Consider the following 21,847-nt stretch of genomic DNA (forward strand, 5'->3'; position numbering starts at 1 on the left):
CTCAGTAAAGCCTAAAGAAAAAGATGATTAATCCATATACGAACCCGGCCGCGGTGCCATAGACGATCACCGGTCCCGCGATGGTGAACAGCTTGACGCCCAACCCCAGCACGAGGCCCTCGCTCTTGAATTCGAGCGCCGGGGAGACCATGGCGTTGGCAAAGCCGGTGATCGGCACCAGGGTGCCGGCCCCGCCGTAGCGGGCAATCTTATCATAGACCTGCAGCCCGGTGAGCAGGGCGGAGAGCAGGATGAGCGTAACCGAGGTGGAGGAGGAAGCGATGTCCCGCTCGAGACCCATGGTGATGTAAAGGGTCTGGATCGCCTGCCCCAGCATACAGATGGCGCCGCCGATCACGAAGGCGCTGGGGATGGTAATATAACTTTTGGTGGACGGGGCGGCCTTGTCGGCCATACCCTGATAGTCCTTGGGAGTCAGTTTCATGAAAATGCCCCACTTCCTGTTTTAGAATTTGGTCTAGAATAGTTTTTCCGAGGCTCCTGCAAATTATCAGGAAACAGGCCGCTGCAAAACTTGCCAGCGCGGCGGACGGACATTTTGTTTCGTTGACATGAAATTTTAAATATTGTATAATATTTGAGCGCCTTAAAGGCGAAAAGATGATATTGCCGGGTGTAGCGCAGTTGGTAGCGCGCGTGCTTTGGGAGAATACGCCCAGGCCACCCCACAACTTCATATCCGGGTGTAGCGCAGTTGGTAGCGCGCCTGCTTTGGGAGCAGGATGCCGCAGGTTCGAATCCTGTCACTCGGACCACCTTTCTTAGAAAAACCGTCTAAATAGGCGGTTTTTCTTCGTTTTTAGTTCACTTTTTGCGGTTTGGACGATTGCTGTTTCGTGGTGGTTTTGAGACGAAAAAGTGGTTGGGGTACGAGCGACTGGAACAGCCAAATCCCTAACCCATCCCTAACGGCTAAATATCGTACTTTTGAGGCGTATAACAATCGATCATCATATTGCTTTCATATTAGTTACATGATAGCATAAAGGCAAGATTGTCACATTATGCCGATAGTCTGTACAGCATTGTCTTTCGCATAGACTATTAGGATTGTTTTGCAAGGAGTTTCGCTATGGATGCACATAAAGCAATTATCACAAATATTTTCAATAACTCTACGCTTATAGAAGTACCCTTCTTCCAGCGATCCTATGTTTGGAAAGCGGATCTTTGGGCACGGATGATTGAAGATATGGAGTATATCGTCAAGACAAATAAGCCTCACTTCTTTGGATCTATCATTCTGAAGGAAGGCCGCAGACCACATCCTGGCGAAAATTTTACTGACTGCAGAACGATTGTAGATGGGCAGCAACGACTGACAACCTTTCTTCTTTTTATGAAAGTTCTGTGTTTGAAACTCGGCCAATCTACGACTTTTGATTGCCAGTTTAGAATTATGGGGCAGTCAATTGCTTTGCGCCACGGGAGAAATGATATTGAAGCTTTCGAAAGAGTTATGGCTTCTACATCCGCAGATAAAATAGACAACCCTGCGCCTCAGTCCAGAATTATTGAAGCGTATAATTACTTTGTTGACCATATTGATGAGAATAAGCTCAACATTATGATGGTCATGATGAATGCCCAATTCGTGCGAATTGATTTGAATGCAGACGAAGACGAACAGCAAATTTTTAACACAATCAATTCTCTTGGCGTTAATTTAACAACCTCGGAGCTGCTGAAAAACTACTTTTTCAGCAGAGATACCATTAGCGAATATGAGGCAAAATGGGCCTCTGTTTTTGAAAAAGATGACGATGCAAAATCCTATTGGGATACAGAGATTGAAACTGGTCGAATGAAGCGTGCCATCATTGACATCTTTTTTGACTCTTTTTTCCAGATTTTTATTCAGGACAAGCGATACAATATCAGCAATGACGATAAGATCATGTATGCCAGAGTTGATAGTTTGGCACAATCCTATCAACATTTTATCGACCATTATTGCGGTGGAGACAAAAGCGTTATACTTAGCCAAATGAAGGATTATGCCCTCTGTTTTAGAACCATATTTAATCCAGACACCTGTGGGGTAAGTGTTCCGGGCACATTTGGTATTGAGCGTTTAAATATAATAATCTTTGGGTTAAAGACATCTACGCTCATTCCCTACACACTGTATATTGCCAAGAATGTGTATAGTGAGGATGAACGAAATGCCATGTATGGCATTCTGGAAAGCTACATCATGCGCAGAATGGTCGTTCATTCACTAACAAAAAACTATAACAACCTGTTCACTTCTCTGATTCGTAATGAGGTTTTGGATTCCGCCTCTTTGGTAGCCAAGCTCCACAGCGGAAATGACGCAACAACATATATTCCTACTAATGAGGAGTTATTGGACGGGTTCCAAAAATCTAAGCTGACCAACCTGCAAACCAGAGGTATTCTTTACCTCATCGAAAGCTATATCCGCCCTGCAAATAGTGCAACTTTGCTTCTTGGTTTTGATGGGTATAGCTTGGAACATCTCATGCCAAAGAAATGGAGAAACAACTGGTCCGCCTGCGCCTCAGATGAAATTGCAAAGCAAAGAGATTCAAAGCTACTGACATTAGGAAATCTTGCGATCATTCCTCAAGCGCTAAATGCGTCAATACGAGATAGTGATTGGACTACAAAAAAGTCTGGAAAAGGTGCAAATAAGCCAGGGCTTGAAGCCTGCGCCAAGGGACTGGTTACCTTAAATGCCGTTTTATTGGAAGACGAATGGACAGAGGAAAAAATTGATGCCAGAGCTAAGTGGCTACATGAGATAGCAGAAACACTTTGGAATATTCAACCCTAAAACAAAGCATAGCGCCAAGGAATGGTAATACCTCCTTTGGCGCTATGCTTGTTTCTTATCCCACCCTCTCGAACGGTATCACCTTGCACCGGCTCTCCTCCGGAGGTTCGGGAGGCTCCGGTTCTGGCTTGGCCGTGGCCGTTTCCATGAAGCCGCCGATTTTCTCCGCTGCACCTCTTTGCATATCATTGGTGATGTGTGTATAGGTGTCGAGGGTAAATCCGGCGCTGTAGTGGCCAAGCATGCTGGACAGCGTCTTCACATCCACGCCGCTGGAGAGGGCCATGGTGGCGAAGGTGTGACGCAGATCGTGGAAGCGAACATGCTCCTCAATGCCCGCCTTCGCCAGCAGTTTCCGGTTGATCCTGGACACCGCGTCCGGACTCCAGTAGCCGCCGGTGCGGGGCGACGGGAACAGGATGGGATTGTCGGGGTGCTGTTCATGCTCCCGCACCAGCAAGGCCACCGCCTGCTGGGACAGTGCCACCTTGCGGACGGAGTTCTTGGTTTTTGGCTCTGTCACCACCAGCTCCCCGCCGATGCGGGTAACCTGCTTGCTCACTGAGAGGATACGATCTTTCACATTCAGGTCGTCCCACCGGAGCGCCAGCAATTCCCCCCGCCGCAGGCCGCTGGACAGTTCCAGGTAGAACATGGGCAGGACACCGTACTTCTCCGCCTCGCTGAGATATACCCCCAGTTTCTCCGGCGGGATGATGGTCATCTCCTTTTTCTCCTTGGGCGGGATGCGGCAGTTGTCGCAGAGATTGTAGGGAATGATTCGCTCCTTGACCGCCTGCTTGAGCGCCGAGGAGAGCACCATATGGATGCGCCGCACTGTGCTTCCAGACAGGGCCGTGTCGGTCTTTTTCTCGAACCGCTGCACCCGCCCTTTTGTCTTGGAATCGTTGTACATCTTCTGGATCTGGATGGCGGTGAGCCGTTTGAGTTTTACTCCTCCGATAGCCGGTACGATGTGGTTTTCGATCATGTTCTCATAGGTCTTTGCGGTATTGGGCCGGATCACCGGCTTGCTGTAGGTTTCAAACCACAGCCGGCACCACTCCGCTACCGTGTAGTCCTCGTTGTGGTTCACCGGGATGCCCCGGTTGTCCCGGATGGCTTTCGCCAGCTTTTCCTTGCACTCGGCCTGTGTCCTGGCGGACACGCTTTTCTGAATGGCGCGGCCGGTGTTGGGATCGATGCCCTGAGTGTATCTGCCCTCCCAGCGGCCGTTGGGCTTTCTGCGGATGCTGCCCTCGCCGTTTGCTCGTTTCTTTGCCATTGTTCATCCCTCCTTTGGCAACACAAACAAATACCACAGAATCTTTGAAATAGCCACTAAAATATTTCAGTCTTTTTAGCCGCCTGCTCATCGATCCACGCCATGAACTTATCACGGGGGACGATGATCCGGCTGCCCAGGGTGATGGTGGGGAAATCCTGCCGGTGGGCCACCTCGTAGGCGTGGGCCAGCCCGATGCCCAGCACATCAGCCACATCCTGCACGGTCAGCATCAGGGGCAGCTCCTCAAAAGAGTGATATTTGGATCGCTTCATGGAACTCCTTTCTGCCTTCCCAGTGGGAAGGGCTTATTCTTTGTTTATGCGGCTCATTTACTGCACTGCTTACAGAGTTTGAGCGGGACCCTGTTCTCCCGGATCGTCCGGCTTTTGGCCCAGGGCGATCTTCTTCTGACGGATTTTCTGGCGCAGCTTCCGGTCGGTCCGCTGGCTGCCCGGCGGGACAGGGGGTACCGAGTTGTCCTGGAAGATCTGCCCCAGCTGATGGAGCAGCCTGGTGGCGGTCAGCAGAAGGTGAGGGCTTTGGGATTCACCGGCGTGTTCCAGGAAGAACCGGGCATACGGATTTCCCTGTTCTGCCGCCATCTCAAACCAGCGGTATGCCTTTTCCCGGTCTTGCTCCACATCTTTTCCCATGAGATACAGCTTGCCCAGAATGTACTGAGCGAACGAGCTGCCCTGTTTAGCAGAGACGGTCAGGTACCCCAGCGCTTTCGGCACATCTTTGGAAACCAGCTCTCCCTGAAGATACAGTTTTCCCAACCGATAGGCGGCAGCCGGATTCCCCTGAGCTGCCGCTTTTTCGTACCAGGTGACTGCCTCCACCATCCGCTTCTGCGTTTCCAGCAGCCTTCCCAGAGCATACTGGGAGAAATCATAACCGGCTTCGGCACCCCGGCGAAACCACAGTTCCGCCTGTTCATCGTCTGGAAACACCCCCAGCCCGTCCCGCCAGCACTTTCCAAGCTGGTGAGCAGCCGCCGGGAAGCCATCTTCCCAGATCTGTTCCAATGCCCGCACCTGTTTTGCTTTTTCGGTTTCTGCGCTGTCCCACCGTGACAGGACTTCCCTGGCGTTCCGGTAGACTTCCCACATCTCCTGCCAGGAGTCCTCCTCCCGGAGTGCCGCTTCCTGTTCCCCGTCCATCTCCTCTGTCCTGTCTTCGTCCTCGAAGGTGAACACCTCCAACCGCAGATTCTCCGCCTCCCGGATTACCAAGTTCTTGACGGCACGGAACTCCTTCTGCCGGGAGAGGGGCTGGTGCTCCCGAGGTGTATCCTTGTAGTACCGTTCCACCTCGTCCCGGAGCCGGTTCCACTCCTCATAGCAGGCCACCACCTCCGGCAGCTTTGCCAGCTCATCCACGATGGCGTCCACCTGTGTCTTCACCGGTTTCTTCAGATACCCATAGATCTTTTTCCCTTTGGTATCCCCCAGCATTTGGGACAGCCTGTCCATCTGCTCCGCAATCACCGGACTGTCGCAGAGCCCCGTTTTCATCTCCCCGATGAGACGGCTCATGGCCTCCATGGCTGTATCCCGCACCTGCTGATAGGAGAGGTCCTTCTCCCGATAGAGGGAGAGCAGCTCGTCCTGAAAGATGGCCTCTGACAGCTCCGAGCGCATCTTCTCGATTCCCTTCCCGGTCAGGTACCCCTGCTTCGGGTCCCTGGACCAGACCATCATGTGGATGTGGGGGTGGTGCTTCTCGTCATGGAAGGCGGCGCACCAACGGAAGTCCCCGGGTGAGATCTTCATCGCCGCCGCCAGTTCTGTCTGGTGAGCCAGCAGCAGCCTGCGCCAGCTCTCGCCGGTATCGTATCCCAGTCGGACGGCGTCCTCCCGTCTCAGCGAGTAGATGAAGGTCCACACCGGAGCGTTGTGACTGCTGATCTCTTTCATCATCTCCGCCAGGTCCGCGGTGCCATCCGCGGAAAACAATCCATGGGAACGGGGACGCTCCGCCATGTATTCCAGATAGCCGCTTCCCGCCCCGGGCTCGATCCGCTCCACACCATCCCGGGTAGCGATGTACCGTACATACTGTTCGCCGCCGCTGCCCGGCTGGATGTAGCCGGACTTTTGAATCAGGCCCTTCATTCTCTCGCCCCCTTCTGATACCGGAGCGCATCCAGGAAGTCAATCTCCCCGTTGGTTTCCTTCACATTTTTCACGCACTTGACCCGCAGTTTCTGCAGCATATCCTCGTCCATCTCGAAATAGAAAGCTACCAGATTTGCCATCAGGTTTTCGTCCACCGCCTGTTTGAACAGCTGGCGGCCGATCCGTTTCCCGAAGGCATCCAGTTTTCCCTCCAGCACCTGAGCCAGTACCCGGGGCAGATATTCGTCCGCCCTCTCTGCGTCCAGATAGCCGGAATAGAATCGGATGGCCTTTTCGATGTATTCATTTTTGGTGGAGCAGTTGTCCTTCTGATACCGCTCCTCCACCAGTTCCCAGGCAGCATCCGTCAGCCAGACGGTGTGCCGGTTCTTCTCTCCTTTCATCTTTCAAAACTCCTCCTTTCTCAAAACAGCGTCGCCCCATCCCGGCCAAACAGCCGTATTTAGGGGCTTTTTCCCAATATCAGCGTCAAGGCTCCCTTTGGAGCAGGGAAAAAGCGTCAGTCCCGATCCCCGAAAACCGCCCGCACCGCGGGAGGTTGTGCCCGCCCTGACGCATAACAGCGTCAGGGCTTTCTCCTGCTTCTCGTTTTTCCGACCACTTCAACCTGAATTGCTGGCCAGAATTGGCCCAAATCCGTCCGGAAAGCCCAGGCGGGACCAGGGACTCTGCCCCGCCCCCAAGGAGGGCACACAGCCCCTCACAGGCCGTTATGCGGGGCGATTCTCCCTTTGTCGAAGGGTCCCGCCCTGCGGCAGAAACAGCCGGCAGTACTCATCCAACCCGGACACTACCCCCAAGCGGGTCATCTCTCCCCACAGCAGGATTCGGAACACCACCCTCTCATAACAGGCGGACATCTCTCCCCGGCGCTCCCTGGCAAAGGCTTTCTGCTCATCGGTGAGACCTCCCTGGTTCTCATCGCAGAGGAAAAGTGCCACAGCATTTTCATCGATGGGCTCCTGATGGGTACGGTTCCAGCTGCTGACGATGTACCGCCTGGTATCCACCGCGCGCATGGACGACAGCAGCAGGTCCTGCCGGATCACCTCTTCCATCAGATTTTTCAGCATACCGTTTCACCTTCTTCCTTATGCAGATGATCCATTCGCTGCCGCGCCTGATACCGCTCCATCTCCAGATCTGCCATCCTCAGCTGCCGCTCATAAAAGGCCTGGACAGCAGCCTGGATGGGACAGATGGTGAAGAGGAGATTGCCGTTGAGGGTTTTACCGTCCCGGCTGAGCACCTTTGTGCGCTGGGTACGGATGAGCCCCTTCTCCTCCAGGCTGCGGACATATTTGGCGACGGTGTTCTTGCTCACCCCCACCGCTTTGCCGATGGCCTCGTAGCTGGGGTAGCACTGGAAGGTCTGCCGGTCCTCTGTACGCAGCAGGTAGCAGTAGACAGCGATCTCCCCAGGGCTCAGCCCCAGAATAAAAATTTCATTGGGAACTGGAAAAAAGTTTTTGAGCGGCTCCCGCTTCGGCCACTTTTGAAACCCCATAAAATACCTCCTGACAATTTTTCTGTTTGATGTATCAATTTCTTTCCGCATTGCCGCCGGAAAGGTCCGGCAGTAATCGGGTACTCCCTTTCTGTTCTTCCGCCTTCCCTGGCAGAAATCTTTACCTGCACATGACTCTCACCTCCCGCTTTCCACTGGTTTTCATATTGCTGATCCGGGCTTTTCGGGACCTGTCCGTAAAAAGCCCCTCACTACTCATCCAAGCACTGTAGCCGTATGACATAGTTTTGACATAAAATAAGAGCGCCTGCCCGTAGGCAAACGCTCTTGGTCTGAGGAAACAGATTCAATTGTTTTGAGGACGCAGACGGCATTTTCCTTCCGCTTCGTCCCGCTCTTTCAGCAGCTGTGCCAGCACGCTGAAAAATTTTTTCTGCTGATGATCCACACTTCCGCGGTTTATCTGATGCGCCTCAGCATATTTTCGGATGGACAGGCCCTGCACAAATCTCTCCTGGAAATAATCCTTGTAGTCCCGCAGCACTGTTTTCAGTGCCTTGTTCAGGAAAATCAGATCTTCCTTCAGCTTGGCAAAATCCTCCCGGCTGATGGCAGCATACCGATTCTCATTCATACAAAAACGGTACTTGCCCAGATCAAAGCGGTAGTTCTCGCAGAGATCTTTCGCGTACGCATAGTAGGTGGGGGCATTCTGATACACTCTGGAACTATACTCCACGTCCCGATCCCGCTTCTCTTTCCGGATCGGCCCCCGCAGGCCATCCTCTTCCAGATTTTCGATGACCTCTTCGCTGATGATCATGTTCAGAAGCCGCCTGTATCTGAGCTTCCGTTTGCCGTCCACCTCCACATATCCGGAGAAGGCCTCTCTGCTCATGGTATAGTACTGGGCCACATCCCCGTAGACGTATGGCCGCAGGATGACTGTCTCCTCACCAGTTTCCAGATCTTTGGCGGTCGTGACCAGATAGAACACCTTCCCGTCATACCGGCGGTAGTACCCGGCACGAATTTTTCGGTCTGCCATGAGGAGACCTCCTTTCCAAGCCACAGCGGGTATTCTTTGTTTATGCGGCGCAGATTCTATACGATTTATTCGGGAGTTCTGTGTAGCCTTTTAAGGCGTCTTTCTATATCGGGATTTTTCCTTGGAGTCGGACAGTGGCCTTACGGTTCCGTCTCATAGGGCCAGGTGTTGATGCCGCCGAATTCGTAGATGTTGGTGTATCCCAGTTCGGCCAGCGCGGAAGATGCGGTTTTGCTGCGGTTTCCGCTACGACAGTAGACCAGCACCGTGGAATCCTTCTCGGGGATCACCTCGGCAGCGGTATCCTGATTAATGGCGCCCACCGGCAGCAGCACGGCGCCGGGGATGTGGCTACTGTCATACTCGTCCTGCTCCAGTACATCCAGGATGATAACCTACTGGATATCCATCATCTCTTTGGCCTCTTCCTGGGTGATCTGCTGATAGGCACCGCCGCCGATGGTTCAGGCGAATGGTATAGTAGAGATTTTCGTTGTGCGGAGTCCGCACAACACTACCGTTTGCCTCTTTCCATATGATATCCAGAGCCGAACCCGTATAGCAGCAAACGATCACCGTAGGATTATAAAGTTGCAGTTGCTCCAAAAGCCGCTTTGCATCAAAGGCTGCATAGCTGCGGATCACATCCATGGATGAGTTTTTCCCACCACCGCTTTTTCGGATGTTGACTGCTGCAGCCTGGCGCAAATATATGTTTCCAAAGCTGTCGACTGGCAAGTCTGGAATATAGGACGCAATGCAATCTGCCGTAGTAGCCGTTAATCCGCAAGTCCAATGTGAGATGCGGCTCCACATCTTTGTGATTTTCTCCCGGCTCATCAGATAATCTTGTACCAGATCCCAGTCCTTGTCACCACCATATGCCTCCTTCAGTAGAAAAAGCGGGCGGACTTTTTGTGACGGGGAAAATCACTGCTCCGGGCAGATAACTCCATCGCGAATGAATATATTTGAGCGGTGGTTAATCTCAATCGGGACCGTGCTGTACTCGCTGCTTTCGGAAATATGGCCGTGTTGCCGCTTCCAGTCGGCAAACAATGCAGTTGCTTTCTGAGCATATTGGTCCTTGCCCTGAAATTCTGTATATTCCATAGCTGCGTGATTCCTCATAGCTCCATGTTCTTGGGTCATCAATTTAAGCGTCCATAGTACTTCTCCAATTTTTCATCGCAGATCCGCTCGATCTCCTGCTTTTCCTCCCAGGTCAGCTGTTTCCGAACTACAGAATCTTATTATTTCTCTGGTATACTTTTAGTTCTTGAAGATTTCATTCCGAACTATTTCTTTTGCTGTATTCACATAATTAAATCTCATTATGCAAAGATGAATACAACGAACTTTTTTACATAAAAGGAGGTGAACTTTTCTTCAACTTTAGAATCTGGTAACTGAGTTTTCCAATATTTTTCGCAGCACATCAATGATTACATCAATATCATTCTCGGAATTATTTTTTCCAAACGACAACCTTATTGTTCCTTTTGCCTTCTCCTCATTCAGTCCAATAGCCTGTAATACATGAGATATCTGAGTTTCTTGGCTATTACAGGCAGAGCCGGTAGAAACACAAATTCCCATTAAATCTAATCTATGCAAAAGGGCTTCACCGCTATAGCCAGGGAACGAAAGGCTTAGATTTCCGGGGATATGTGCCTCGCTCCCATTTCGGGAGAATCGTATATTTGCATTAGATAACCCTACAAGCAATCTGTTTTCCAGCAAAGCTAAATGTGACGCTATATCTTTCATTGCAGCCACATTCTTTTTTAGTGCAGTGGCCATACCAACTATAGATGCAACATTCTCCGTTCCGGCTCTCATGTGGTGTTCCTGGCCACCTCCGCTTGCGTATGGCATCAATGGCGTCCCTTTTCGAACATACAGGAAACCTATCCCTTTTGGGCCATTAAACTTATGAGCAGAAGCGGAAAGCATATCTACACCAAGCAAATTCACATCTATTTCAATATGCCCAACTGCCTGAACAGCGTCTGTATGAAATATGGCACCATAGGAATGTGCAACAGTGGCTAAAGCAGAAATATCCTGAATAGAGCCAATCTCGTTGTTTGCTGTCATGATGGACACCAATCGAGTGTCAGAATTGATATATTCTGACAGAGTTCCGACATTCACTGTGCCAGTACAATCAACAGGGAGATAGGATACAGGATACCCCATACTTTCTATATCAGTACACGGACGCAGAATTGCGTGATGTTCAATGACTGAAGTTATGAAAGCGTGTTTGGTAGAGCCCGAAAATGCGGTTCCTTTTATGGCCCAGTTGTTGCTCTCTGTACCACCCGAGGTGAAAAATATTTCTTCGGGTTCAGCGCCGATACATTGAGCAATTGTTTCTCTCGAGTTCTTTAGTGCTTTTTTCGCCGTTCTCGCAAATGAGTAAGGTTGTGAAGCATTACCATACTCTCCTAAAAGATATGGCTTCATTGCCTCAAAAGCATCCATATCCAATTGTGTTGTAGCTGCATTGTCAGCATAAATGAATCGCTTCACAATCCCACCTCACTCAAACAATTTACATCCTTCTTCTTTGAACTCCTCAATTTTCTCAAGGAGCTCCTCGACAGTACATCCCAGATACTCAGCAAGGCAATCCATACAGTAGAAATTCTCTATATCTTCACCCAAAAGTTTTTTGTTGATGCCAACGGTATTTTTGCTGAGGTCCCTTTGTCCACAAATAATGCAATCAGTTCTCATATGAAATCTCCTTCAGCGAGAAGGAAGGCACATCCTTACCCTTGAACTCTACATCAAGAATCCCAAGTTGCCGTTTAATGATTTTCCGCATACGAACAGCAGGCCGGAGGCAATACTGTTGGAATCTCTTGGGGTTAATATCCTGTGCGCTACGCACATTCGGGAACAAAAGCTTCAGATATGCTGTAGCAATCCGCTTTACGGCTTCTGTGTCACGAGTGTCTGCCCTATCTGGAACATCAACGATTTGATCTACGATAGCTCTGTAGCTGACATCATTGCGAAGCTCGTGCAAAATGGTGCAGAAGTATTCTGAATTCAACGCCCAGCCGGACAGTTTCAAATCATCATTCATTCTCGGTATATCCCAACCCTTGATGAAACCATGGATTCGGTCTACCAATGCACTTTCTTGAAATAGTGAGGGCAGCTCGGAGAACATATTCTGCCACTCATCCATATTATTCTGTGCGATGTTACCCAGGAAGATGATGCCCGCATCAGATTTCCCCTCGTAACCGCCAATGTTAAACTGTCCATACTCCATATATCCCTGCATAATGGATCGCATTTCATTTACATCGCCGAACTGTACCAACTTTACCTCATCGATTGCAATAAAGTCATGTCCGGTGACAAAGCCAGGAGTCTTCCGAGCGGTATCATAAAACATTTTTGCCCGAGTTACCTTTCCGCCATCTGTTAAAAGACCATATTTACTCACATGACCAAATACATAGGACTTACCAGTTCCTTTCGGAGCCAGCTCAATTAGATTAAGACGCTTTTCTACAAAAGGCAGAATGCGAGTTAGCATCGAAAGTTTTTGTTCTTCACTTTCGTATCCACCGGCATTGTAGTCAATTGCCCCCAACAGTACATCTATCCATTCGGAAGTTGTAAATTCATTTCGCACATCCTTATAGTAATCAAGATCGATGGTATAAGGGCAGAAATTTGTAAACCCCGTAAGACGAATTTTCCCTGGAATTTTAGGCTTCACAGTGTCATCAGGAGGACGATAGCCAAGTTCGACTACACCCCAAACCTCCTGTCCGCTGACCAGTTCTCCACGGTATTGGTCCCATACGGACACATCAATCATGGTTTCCTTGTTTGTTAACCCAAAGTCAGGCAACGAAAATGTTATTTCTCCTGTTTTGATGCTAATATCCACAGAAATTTTCGTGAGAATTTTGACACGCTCATTGTCGTTAATGATTCTATCTTTAATCCTGATCCATTCTTCTTTATTTGGAAGATAGGTGTGGATGAAATCCGTGAGCTCGTCTATATCCAGATTCCCTTCATCATCTGCAAACTTTTTAAGCAGCCAGTCTCTCAAAAACGATGGCAAACCCAACGCAGAAAAGAAGTTGCTTTTCTTCAAATCCTTGTAGACAACCATTTCATCGAAACAATCTCTAAGTTTTTCTGTCACGAGTATCCCTCCTTACAGAATGTTCTTTTCGCTGCCGCTTTCCTTCTTTACTTTTAGAGGCAGGGCAGTGGCCACAGGCATTCCACCAGCAAGTACATCTACGCTGTATGTTTTGGCACGGCGGATTTCGGTCATCTCTTCTACAACATAGAAATTATCATCAATTGGCTTTGCTTCATAGACATGACCATCTATTACAACACTGACATCTACTAACTTTTCAGTAGAGAATACTTTAATTGCAGCTCTCTTGCGGAAGCTGACAGTGATTTCGGGGATACCAATAAACAGCGCCGTAGAATCAATCGGCATTATTTTCACTTCAATAGCGGTGTTAAGATACGAAATCTCAATAATTGGAACAGCAATTTCCTCCAATGTTGCTCCACCATGAGCCTCAACATTGGCTTTCCGGCTTCCTTTGAAGCGGTCATAATTAGCAAGTGCCCAGAAATCTTCCGCATCAGTAGCACTAGCTGGTCTTTCATCAACCTCGCTTTTAGGGCAGCATCTTCCAGAGTGCTTTCCGTTTGATTCCATTTCCCACAGATTTTCAGTCTCATGAATGACTGCAAGTCTACTGGAACCATGGTCTGCAATTAAGATGGCCTTTTGGTAGTCTCCGTTTGTGAGGTTTGTTTTGATTTTCTTTAGAAGTTCATCAATCAGCTCCAGTTCACGAATCAAATGAATGGGGAGCTTTCTATCCTCACGACTATAATCATATCCTTCTTCACCGTGATGCTTGATTTTATCTATTTTATCAACAGTAATAATCGGGAACTGTTCTGTGGATAACACATCCCAAAATTCTTTATTCCGGCTCGTAATGGAGGGAAGTTCACATCTGCACACTGTAACTTTCGCCATCAATTCAAGGGTGTGACATCTGGACAGAATGTAACCAAGATATTCAACACCCATTGCATCAGTGAAATAGGTCTGAGCATTTGTTACATCAATTCCTTCAATTACAGAACTCCGGGGCTGAAGAATGATATTATAATCTCTATCGACTGCCTGCTTTTCAACGACCTCCATAAAGTTCGGAAAAATCTTGTTGACAACCTTTTGATATTTATACTCTTGGAAATAGTTATCAAGCAATTCGTTTTTGAAACGGTATGGTGTCAGGTAAGCTCGAAGGTCAGGATAGACGTGCCCCAATATACTAAAAAGTTCAGCTCTTTCAAAGTCTTCACTGTACCTATCCAGCAACTTGAAAATAAGCTCTTTTTCCTGAATGGTATTGTCTGTTAGATAGTAGAGCGCATACTTTCCCTTGCTTTGGACAATCTTACAGAAATTATTAACTTCATCGAGTGGGTTGCCAATGGCATTCAAATGTGCTTTTCTGCGATCGTATATGGACGCAAATATACTATCTGTTGGCTCGACTTCTAAAATAGTGCGATACAAATTGTGTACGAGCCCCACAGGGGAAGAAGCTGCCTCTACTACCTTGTTTAAGTACGAATCGTTGCCCGCATGGAACAGTTTAAGCCCAATAAAGTACAACCAAAGCCACTTTTTGTCTGCACTCTTCTGCTGGTAGGTGGAGATAACAATATCCAGATTGTAAATACTCCCTATTTTTGCAGAAATGAGTTGTTGCCACGAAGGGTGTACTTGAAATTCTGTCAGGGCATACTGCCACTCTTCTTTGCTGCCATAACCTTCTGCCAATCCAGCTGTCATTCCATCCAGGTGGCACAAAACCTCATAAGGATTCTTCAGGTCTGAGATTGTATAGAGAGAAAATGGATAACTGTCTTTGCTTTTGTGGGTTTCGATGTATAGCACTTCTGCAGTAGTTGATTCCACTGCCTTTGCTATGCCTCGAAGCCCTTTTACCGTTGCACTTTTATCCGTAAGTTTGATGCCTTCTTCAGTAAAAACAAGTCTTGGCCGAACAGATTTTTCGCCACCCAAAATACAAACTTTTCCGTCAAGACGCCGGTCATTATTGATAAGGATACGCAGGTATTCAGCGCACTGAAAAGTGAGAATAACCGCATGACCTGCAATACTCATGGATAGAAGTTCTTTTAATTCTTGCACCAATGCCTTTTCGCCTTTCAACATGAAGAAACTCGAAACTTCACTGATGAAAAAACTGTTGTTTTCATTGGCAAGACGCTCAAGAATATTTGAGATTATAGGAAATTCGTCTGCTTTACAAAACTCCGTGTCGGAAGCACACAAAAAGACATTCTGTGGCAATTTGTAATGGAGTATGATAGCGTCCAAATCCACCTTGTTTTGAACATCGACAATAAGAGGTTCGACATTATCCTTCTTCAGATAACGGTCAATTTTTTTAATGACTTCCTGAATGGTCATTTTGCACCTCCTTAATTCCCTTTGATGATCTCCATGCCAACAACCATGTTATCCCGAATGAGGTCCTTTAGATACTTCTTCACATCAGCAATATCCATTTCATCAATCTTGGCAAGGGCACGGTCACAACCGCCCTGATTGTATTTTGCTTCCGCCATCTGACGAAGCTTCTTTTCAATCTCAGGAAGGCCAAACCAATCAAACGGCTCTGCTGTGATGTGAGAGTCAAGATAATCTTTCACTTCCTGAATATCCGTCAGCATGACAGAATAACTTCCAATAATGCTGCCCTGGAACGCTTTATCCAAAGCTGCGGCATCATCCAGCAAATCAAAGAATTTTGCAGAATCAAAGTACTCCATTGCACGGTCAATTGACTGCTCATCAGCCTTTGGACGATTGACAGCGCCGAATGCGGCTTTTGCTTTCGCTACCTCGCTGTCTGGAACAAGACACAAAATGGGCATCTTATGTTTTTTCGACCAATCCCGGGGAGACTCTGTTCGGGTTTTCTCTCTCCACAGCTTCTTTAACTGCGTATTCTTCTGTCCCTCTTTGTAGGCGGCAACTTTGGCCTCGACCTGGTTCAAATAGTCCGCTTTTTCGTAGGTGAACGAGCCGGCAGGCATTGTGGCAAATACTTCCTTAATTTCATCGTCCGACAGATCATCAAGATAGTATCCGCATACACGCTTAAACAAATCAACCTGGTTATTATAGAAATTGCGGAATGTGCTTTCATTAGTCTGAACGAGTTCCAAGAAGGTTTGCTTCTGGGAATCCAACAGAGTCCCGGCTTTTTTCAGGGTATAGAGCATCCCAAGGAATGACCCCAACTCATCGAGATAGTTTTTTGCAGCCGCATAGGAGATGCGAATATATCCACACTTGTCACACCATTCCCGTATGGTCGCATCATAAGAGATGCTTTTAGAGATAATCTTATTGCTTTCTACAATAATTTGATACTCCAGAATAACCTCACGGATTTTCTGTTGTGCGGTTTCGACATTCCACACCCAGTTTGCTGCATCTGCATCAAACTTTTTGCGAAGGACATTGATGTATTGACCTCCATCGCCGACCGTTTGAGCAAGGGAGACAAGAGTACCATTTTCAAAAATTTCAAGGTAGGCAGCCATGCCTTGGGTACACTTCTCTTTGGTCAAAATGCTTTGCAAATCATTTGCAGCATTTCCATTGGTGAGGGCAAGATTTCCGATTGCCGTGGCAATATCGCTGTCCGTCGTCCCGGCTCCCATGTTATTACTGTTGGCAATCCCGCAGAAAGAATCGATGATTTCAGACAGCACAGCGGTTTCTGTTTGAAGCGTCTCTTTCTCAAGAATGTACTTCAAGGTCCAAATCGGGAACGAGAACTCCTTCATCTTACTGCGGATGCGTTCTCTTGTGTTCGGAACAGAGGTACACATATTGAGCGGAATACCAAATGCTACAGAAGTAATTTCATTGAAAGCCTTCTCTGCCGGGGTAATCGCAACAATATACTTGTCCTTGTAACGAGGATTTGGTGTAATTTCGAGACGAATGACCTCATCAATCATTTCCTTGAGCTTGTTGACATTCAAAACATCGTTGGTAAGTGTATCGCTCCAGCTATATGTTCCGGAAGCGTACTCTTTAAGTACAAAGCCCAAAATAAATGCAGACAGATTACATGGCATAAAACCGTAGGGTGCAGCCTTCAAAACATCATAAATTTTCTTAATTGATACACGGCCACCGCCGTTTTGGAAGCCATCATTTATGATTCCATCAACGCACAACTTGATTTTGGAAATCAAAAGATGAGGGTTGGAAATCCAGTATTCAGGCACCTTCCATGCACCATCAAGAGCGATTTCCAACTTTGTGGTAGGATTGCCAGACTGGAAAGTTCCGGCAGTTTTCTCGTTGAAAGCACACTCAACACCTTGCTTCAGGTTGCTTGGTGTATACATATTGGCGATTACATTGTAAGAACCCTCAAGACAGGACACAAATTTTTTCTTGTTGATTTCTGCGAGAAGCCCATACAGAGCGTCAAGCGTAGTGGCCCGCTCACCATCCGGCTTATCGGCGGTGTGAACCATAAACTCACCAGCAACAATGCGGGTTTTCCATTTTTTCAAAGAATCCTTCGCATTGTTGGCGTATTGAGTTGCCAATGTATTATCCTTGCCCTGCTGGGACATAGACAGTGCCATATCGTGACGGTAAACGCCATAGCCATCCGCTCCGAACGGGGTTCGGCTGGCATCAATGAAAATCATGTTGTAGGTTCCAGTAGAAAGGGCATCATGGATTTTCTTACCCAGGACAACGCTTTCGGCATCATCTTTTGCAAAACACACTACGGCAACAATTTTGTTTTCATACTTTTCTTCCGTGTTGCGAAGTTGCTTGATCGTAGAATCGAAGTCGGAAGCAGAAACAAAGCGCAGCTCATAGCGAAGCTTCAGGGCACCTCCAAGGGTAATAGCGTCAACGATTCGAGTCCTATCAGCGAGTTCCTCCGTAATAAAAGCAGAAGTGCTTTTTTGGTCAATTTGCTTTTCAAAAGGCGTTACATCAATTTCATCCTCATGGTTGTAGGCTGCATACTGCGATTTTCCACCGCCGAGGGACTTGGAGAACAGCACTTTCTCTCGAACAAGCTGCTCAGCACATCTCGCTGCAGAGCCTTCCATATCGGTCCCTTCAAACGCATTGTCGAGATTTTTTTCATTGGGAATAAACAGTTCAACAGAGTCGCCGGCGTATTGGGAAATTGCCTGCAACAGAAGAACCGTTTTCAAAACTCGTTTTTGGTCAGAATCAAGTCGCTGATTTCCGGCACGGTTATAGTAGTCGAGAATGGAGCGAATATCATGTGCCAGATATTCCTTGCCTTTGTCATAGAAGAATTCCCAAAGCATATCAACAGAGAGTAGCGGGTTATCATCCTCCGGCCCGAAATTGTCAATAAACCATTGGAAGCCCTTGATTTCATCGCCACGGTCATTCTTGATAAAGTCAAACATACTGCGCTGGTTGGAATCAAACGCAGAGGAAATATGTTTCAAGAGCAGGGCAGCATAGGGGTGTATCGGGAGGATATCCACCATCTCTTTGTCGGTAATGCGGGCTACCGACTTCACCAGCTTGCGGGATTCCTGTGTTCTGGCGGTAAGGTCTCCGAGAGCAAGCTCCCAATCTTCGAGTACGGCTTCATCCGGGTTTTTCTCCATAGCTGCGCCCATGAGCTGGAATGCGATATTTTCGGGCAGACTGATTAAGCTATGCGGACTAACAAAGCGTCCGTTCAGCTTAATGAAATCTTGGTCACGCTCATGGAACAAACCTTGGGTAACATGGGTAACCAGTAGGAAATAGAAAGGATCGGTTTCGCTGATTTCGCAAAGCTCCTGGAATCCGGTGAGATTGCGAGCATTGTTGTAAAAGTATTCAGTAAACTCATCCCACATAAAGACAATAGCTTTCAAGCTGTTTGCCTGAATCACTTCACGAATCCAGTTGCTCAAATCGGTTACACTCAACGAGAGAGCTTTTACCTGACGCTCATCGGCCACCTTAAAGATATTGTCCATAACCTTTGCCAGCGCATCGCCAGAAAATGTGCGCAACTTTTCAATTACGGTATCGGCGTCATCTCCACCAAACAGGTTAGAGTATGTACCCGTAATCAAGCCATTAAAATAATTTTTGTTGTCCTTGTCAGAAAGCCAAGCGATAGTGGCCTCTTTTAGCGCGTTCCCACCCTTGTTTTCAATTCCGGCATCGACAAGTGCCTTTTCTATACTCTCCTGGACAGCAAAAACAAGGTTGTGGTCGCTGCGAATAGTGGCAGAGCCGTAGCGATGCACGGTTAAAATGCGACCACTGGATTTCACAGCCTGGAAGCGGTTGCATAGATCATTATCCAACTTGTGCCTTTGGAAGTATTCACGAGTTTCTTCCTCACTGGAGTCCAGTAACTTCTTGAGAGTATGGACAGCGTGAGATTTGCCTGTACCGTAGGCTCCCTCCACCCACAGGCAGAGTTTCTGCTTACGCTCAAGGACACTGATTGTATTCTTCAGAAGTTTCACAAAGGTCTCGTGGGGGAAGAATTTTTTCCACACTTCTGGATTCTTCGTAATGACCGCTTCATTTACGGCAGGAAAATAATCTGGGTCAATATCGAAATAATGACGGTATTTTTCCAACATCGGCATTGCTTCTTCCTCCTTAGAACAGACTCAGCACATCCTGGGATGTCTTTTCGCTGTTGAGTGTGATGTTATCCAGATCAAGTGTAAAGCTGGCATTGATAAAGTCTGGATAGTTGATAGTCAGGCCGTTAAGAATCTTTTCCATCTGATTGCGATCCAGCCCAAAAATCTCAGTAGGGCTGATACCGTCACTATCAATATCGTGATTCAAGAGCCGGGACAGGGTAAATTGGTAATAATCGCCACAAGCCTCGGCAAATTTGTATAAGCTGTAAAGGATGACAAGCGGATTCGGATTTTGCCAGGGCATTCTCATGATAGAAATCATGCTTTTTTTAATTTCTCCGTTTTTGTTTTCCTTGGATTCGATTTCAGGGATACCAAAACCAATTTCTTTGAATGCTCCGTTTGTATCCAATATTGTTTTGAAGCCATTCCAGAATTCTCCTCTGGCCTTTTTACCGCCATCTTTCTTGCTGCTATCTTCTCCCATATCAAGCAGCAGATTCGATTCAATGTATCTGTGGGAAAAAGGAATGTTTCGGATATACCATCCAAAAGCGGGAGTATAAGCAAGATTGCACAGAATAAGCGCCCATGTATATGCCGCTTCCATATCTTGGTTCTGAATAAACATTCCAAAAGCAGTCAATTTTTTGCTGGCAGTCATACCCGCATCGTTCATCATGCCAAACATAACATCTGTTTTGCGATTTCCGGGTTCAAATGACTGGTCTTTCAAAAATTCCTTAATCCACATTGCATCGACGCCAACGCTCAAATAGCGATTGATTCCTTTTAACGACTTCATAGCTTTACTTCCTTTCACTGAATTATAATAAAGGCAACCACTTAAGATTTTCAAGCAAGCACGACAGCGTACACAGGTGTCTAAAATGGTTAGTTCTCCGTCCTTCATTTGAATATTCCTGCTTGGGCACTCTGCAACACAAGTCATGCATTGGATACAATACTGTGTTTTCGCAAGGATACTTTTGAAGTAATAAACAAACTCTATCGAGTTCTTTGATCTTCCTGATGTCTCGATTTCAAAGATAGTTTTATCGCCATTGGTATGCAAAACGCACTTCCGAACAACGCCATCGTATTCAAGATGATATTCGCTTTCGGAACACTCATGGATGTCTCCTAAAGTCTTATACCATATTTTCCATTCAGGTCTGAGGTTTTTAGCGGTAAACTTTAAAAGGCCTTTTTCTTCATCAAATTCAAACAACTCTTCCTGAGAAAATTTAAGTTCTCTACCACTTAACCGAGTTTTCCATCCGCCACTTTCAAGAAAACGAGCTGCATTATCTCCGGATAAGTCTTTTTGACTGTTTTCAATAATCTTATTGCAAAAGAAATCAACCGTCTCTGGGAAGCATTGCTTCTTAATGTACTCATGCTTTTCGGATGAATTCGGACACATGATGCATCCGACACGATTGAAACCATATTTATAGGCCGTATTCAATGGCAGTTCTTGCGAATAGATATAGAGAAATACTTCTGCGGACGACCATTCAAGCAGAGGATGAAAACTATGCTGTCCTGGCATTTTCTTTCCTAAGCTTAATTCATCATATTCTGCACGGGATGCACTCTCGTCTCCACGAACACCAGTTATCATCATGGAATGAATCCGGTTGATATTATGAATTTCGCACAGTTTATTTATGACTGGAGCAGTCTTATGCACAGTGCAGCACCATCTTAAACGGCGGGCTGGCGGGCCGAATAAATCCCACGAATCCGAAGCCGACATAGTGGCCTTGGCAGTGAAGAAAGCGATGTCTCGCTCTTGGCAGAAGCTCTCAATTTGAGTAACAAGGCTTTTAGTTGTGGGAAACTCCATATCGGTGTCGCCAAAGAGAACTTCAAACTTATTGTGCGGCAAAGCCCGCTGCACCAGATCGAGGGCTACTACACTATCCTTACCACCACTGAACGCCACATAGAAGACATCGACTCGATCCATGTAGTCTACATAAGTGTTGTATATTTTTTTAATTGTTTCTGCGGCCAGTTTCTCCAACAGATCCCGGTTCTTTTCAACCATTGCAGGGATGTCAACAAAGCGGAGAGGTTGTCCATTTGGTTCTGGGTCATCCAAAATGACGATTTCGGGTGCCGTGTAAAGACTCCCGCCTTTTGTCTTGGCAACCTGCCGGCCCCGGTAGAAATAATTGTTGGCCTCCGCCCACATATATGGGTAAGAGTCATTCTTTGCATAATTCCAATACCGGTCAAATCCCAGAATATCCAGTTCTTTATAATACACCGGACGGGGTTCCTTGCTAAAGGAAAGTGGGGAACTGTTTAGCAGCAATCCACC

The 21,847-nt window shown here is 47.3% G+C and carries 18 protein-coding genes and 1 tRNA gene; 2 read left to right on the forward strand and 17 right to left on the reverse strand.

Translation table 11 applies throughout. The annotated features are described in order from the left end of the window. Position 1 precedes the first annotated feature (1 nt). A complete protein-coding gene (spoVAC, locus tag EDD78_RS01000) occupies positions 2-445 on the reverse strand; it encodes a stage V sporulation protein AC (protein ID WP_079700319.1) in 444 nt (147 codons plus the stop codon). Positions 446-700: 255 nt separating this feature from the next. Between spoVAC and EDD78_RS01005 the strand changes: the two genes are divergently transcribed. Together EDD78_RS01005 and EDD78_RS01010 are read left to right on the forward strand one after the other, a co-directional pair. Beyond that, positions 701-776, forward strand: a tRNA-Pro gene (locus EDD78_RS01005). A gap of 317 nt (positions 777-1,093) precedes the next feature. After that, positions 1,094-2,821: a DUF262 domain-containing protein gene (locus EDD78_RS01010; protein ID WP_132083525.1), complete on the forward strand. Its 1,728-nt coding sequence runs from the start codon at positions 1,094-1,096 to the stop codon at positions 2,819-2,821. Between the two features lie 55 nt (positions 2,822-2,876). On the opposite strand, the gene EDD78_RS01015 is transcribed toward EDD78_RS01010, so the two are convergent. The 16 genes from EDD78_RS01015 to EDD78_RS01085 form a co-directional block, all read right to left on the reverse strand. Further along, positions 2,877-4,106 carry a tyrosine-type recombinase/integrase gene (locus EDD78_RS01015; protein WP_132083527.1) on the reverse strand — a complete coding sequence of 410 codons (1,230 nt, stop codon included), beginning with the start codon at positions 4,104-4,106 and terminating at the stop codon, positions 2,877-2,879. Positions 4,107-4,162: 56 nt separating this feature from the next. Continuing rightward, complete coding sequence (locus EDD78_RS01020) at positions 4,163-4,381, reverse strand: helix-turn-helix domain-containing protein (protein ID WP_132083529.1); 219 nt, start codon at positions 4,379-4,381, stop codon at positions 4,163-4,165. Between the two features lie 69 nt (positions 4,382-4,450). After that, a complete protein-coding gene (mobP3, locus tag EDD78_RS01025) occupies positions 4,451-6,226 on the reverse strand; it encodes a MobP3 family relaxase (RefSeq protein WP_132083531.1) in 1,776 nt (591 codons plus the stop codon). Further along, positions 6,223-6,633 carry a hypothetical protein gene (locus EDD78_RS01030; protein WP_132083533.1) on the reverse strand — a complete coding sequence of 137 codons (411 nt, stop codon included), beginning with the start codon at positions 6,631-6,633 and terminating at the stop codon, positions 6,223-6,225. Before EDD78_RS01030 ends, mobP3 begins: the two co-directional genes overlap by 4 nt. A 327-nt stretch (positions 6,634-6,960) precedes the next feature. Continuing rightward, positions 6,961-7,323, reverse strand: a complete 363-nt coding sequence (locus EDD78_RS01035) for a hypothetical protein (RefSeq protein WP_132083535.1) — start codon at positions 7,321-7,323, stop codon at positions 6,961-6,963. Next, the gene (locus EDD78_RS01040; protein WP_132083537.1) at positions 7,317-7,757 is read right to left on the reverse strand and encodes a helix-turn-helix domain-containing protein; all 441 of its coding nucleotides are present in this window, start codon (positions 7,755-7,757) and stop codon (positions 7,317-7,319) included. The genes EDD78_RS01035 and EDD78_RS01040 overlap by 7 nt, the downstream gene beginning before the upstream one ends. A gap of 307 nt (positions 7,758-8,064) precedes the next feature. Next, the gene (locus EDD78_RS01045) at positions 8,065-8,766 is read right to left on the reverse strand and encodes a hypothetical protein (RefSeq protein ID WP_132083538.1); all 702 of its coding nucleotides are present in this window, start codon (positions 8,764-8,766) and stop codon (positions 8,065-8,067) included. A gap of 140 nt (positions 8,767-8,906) precedes the next feature. Further along, positions 8,907-9,101, reverse strand: coding sequence for a rhodanese-like domain-containing protein (locus tag EDD78_RS14135; RefSeq protein WP_286170652.1), 195 nt, complete (start codon positions 9,099-9,101; stop codon positions 8,907-8,909). Between the two features lie 22 nt (positions 9,102-9,123). Further along, positions 9,124-9,582: a hypothetical protein gene (locus EDD78_RS13860; RefSeq protein WP_165873039.1), complete on the reverse strand. Its 459-nt coding sequence runs from the start codon at positions 9,580-9,582 to the stop codon at positions 9,124-9,126. A gap of 114 nt (positions 9,583-9,696) precedes the next feature. Next, positions 9,697-9,879, reverse strand: a complete 183-nt coding sequence (locus EDD78_RS01055) for a hypothetical protein (RefSeq protein ID WP_132083540.1) — start codon at positions 9,877-9,879, stop codon at positions 9,697-9,699. 282 nt (positions 9,880-10,161) lie between these two features. After that, entirely contained in the window at positions 10,162-11,304 is a 1,143-nt protein-coding gene (locus tag EDD78_RS01060) for a cysteine desulfurase family protein (RefSeq protein ID WP_286170654.1), read from the reverse strand. A gap of 9 nt (positions 11,305-11,313) precedes the next feature. Continuing rightward, on the reverse strand, positions 11,314-11,511 hold the full coding sequence (locus EDD78_RS01065) for a hypothetical protein (protein WP_132083544.1): 198 nt from the start codon (positions 11,509-11,511) through the stop codon (positions 11,314-11,316). After that, the gene (gene brxL, locus EDD78_RS01070) at positions 11,501-12,952 is read right to left on the reverse strand and encodes a BREX system Lon protease-like protein BrxL (RefSeq protein ID WP_132083546.1); all 1,452 of its coding nucleotides are present in this window, start codon (positions 12,950-12,952) and stop codon (positions 11,501-11,503) included. The genes EDD78_RS01065 and brxL overlap by 11 nt, the downstream gene beginning before the upstream one ends. Positions 12,953-12,964: 12 nt before the next feature. Beyond that, positions 12,965-15,295, reverse strand: coding sequence for a BREX-4 system phosphatase PglZ (gene pglZ, locus EDD78_RS01075; RefSeq protein ID WP_132083549.1), 2,331 nt, complete (start codon positions 15,293-15,295; stop codon positions 12,965-12,967). Between the two features lie 11 nt (positions 15,296-15,306). Next, entirely contained in the window at positions 15,307-19,512 is a 4,206-nt protein-coding gene (locus EDD78_RS01080; protein WP_132083551.1) for a hypothetical protein, read from the reverse strand. A gap of 13 nt (positions 19,513-19,525) precedes the next feature. After that, on the reverse strand, positions 19,526-21,793 hold the full coding sequence (locus EDD78_RS01085) for a phosphoadenosine phosphosulfate reductase domain-containing protein (RefSeq protein ID WP_165873054.1): 2,268 nt from the start codon (positions 21,791-21,793) through the stop codon (positions 19,526-19,528). Positions 21,794-21,847: the final 54 nt, after the last annotated feature.

Source organism: Harryflintia acetispora, assembly GCA_004340125.1.
GTDB lineage: Bacteria > Bacillota > Clostridia > Oscillospirales > Ruminococcaceae > Harryflintia > Harryflintia acetispora.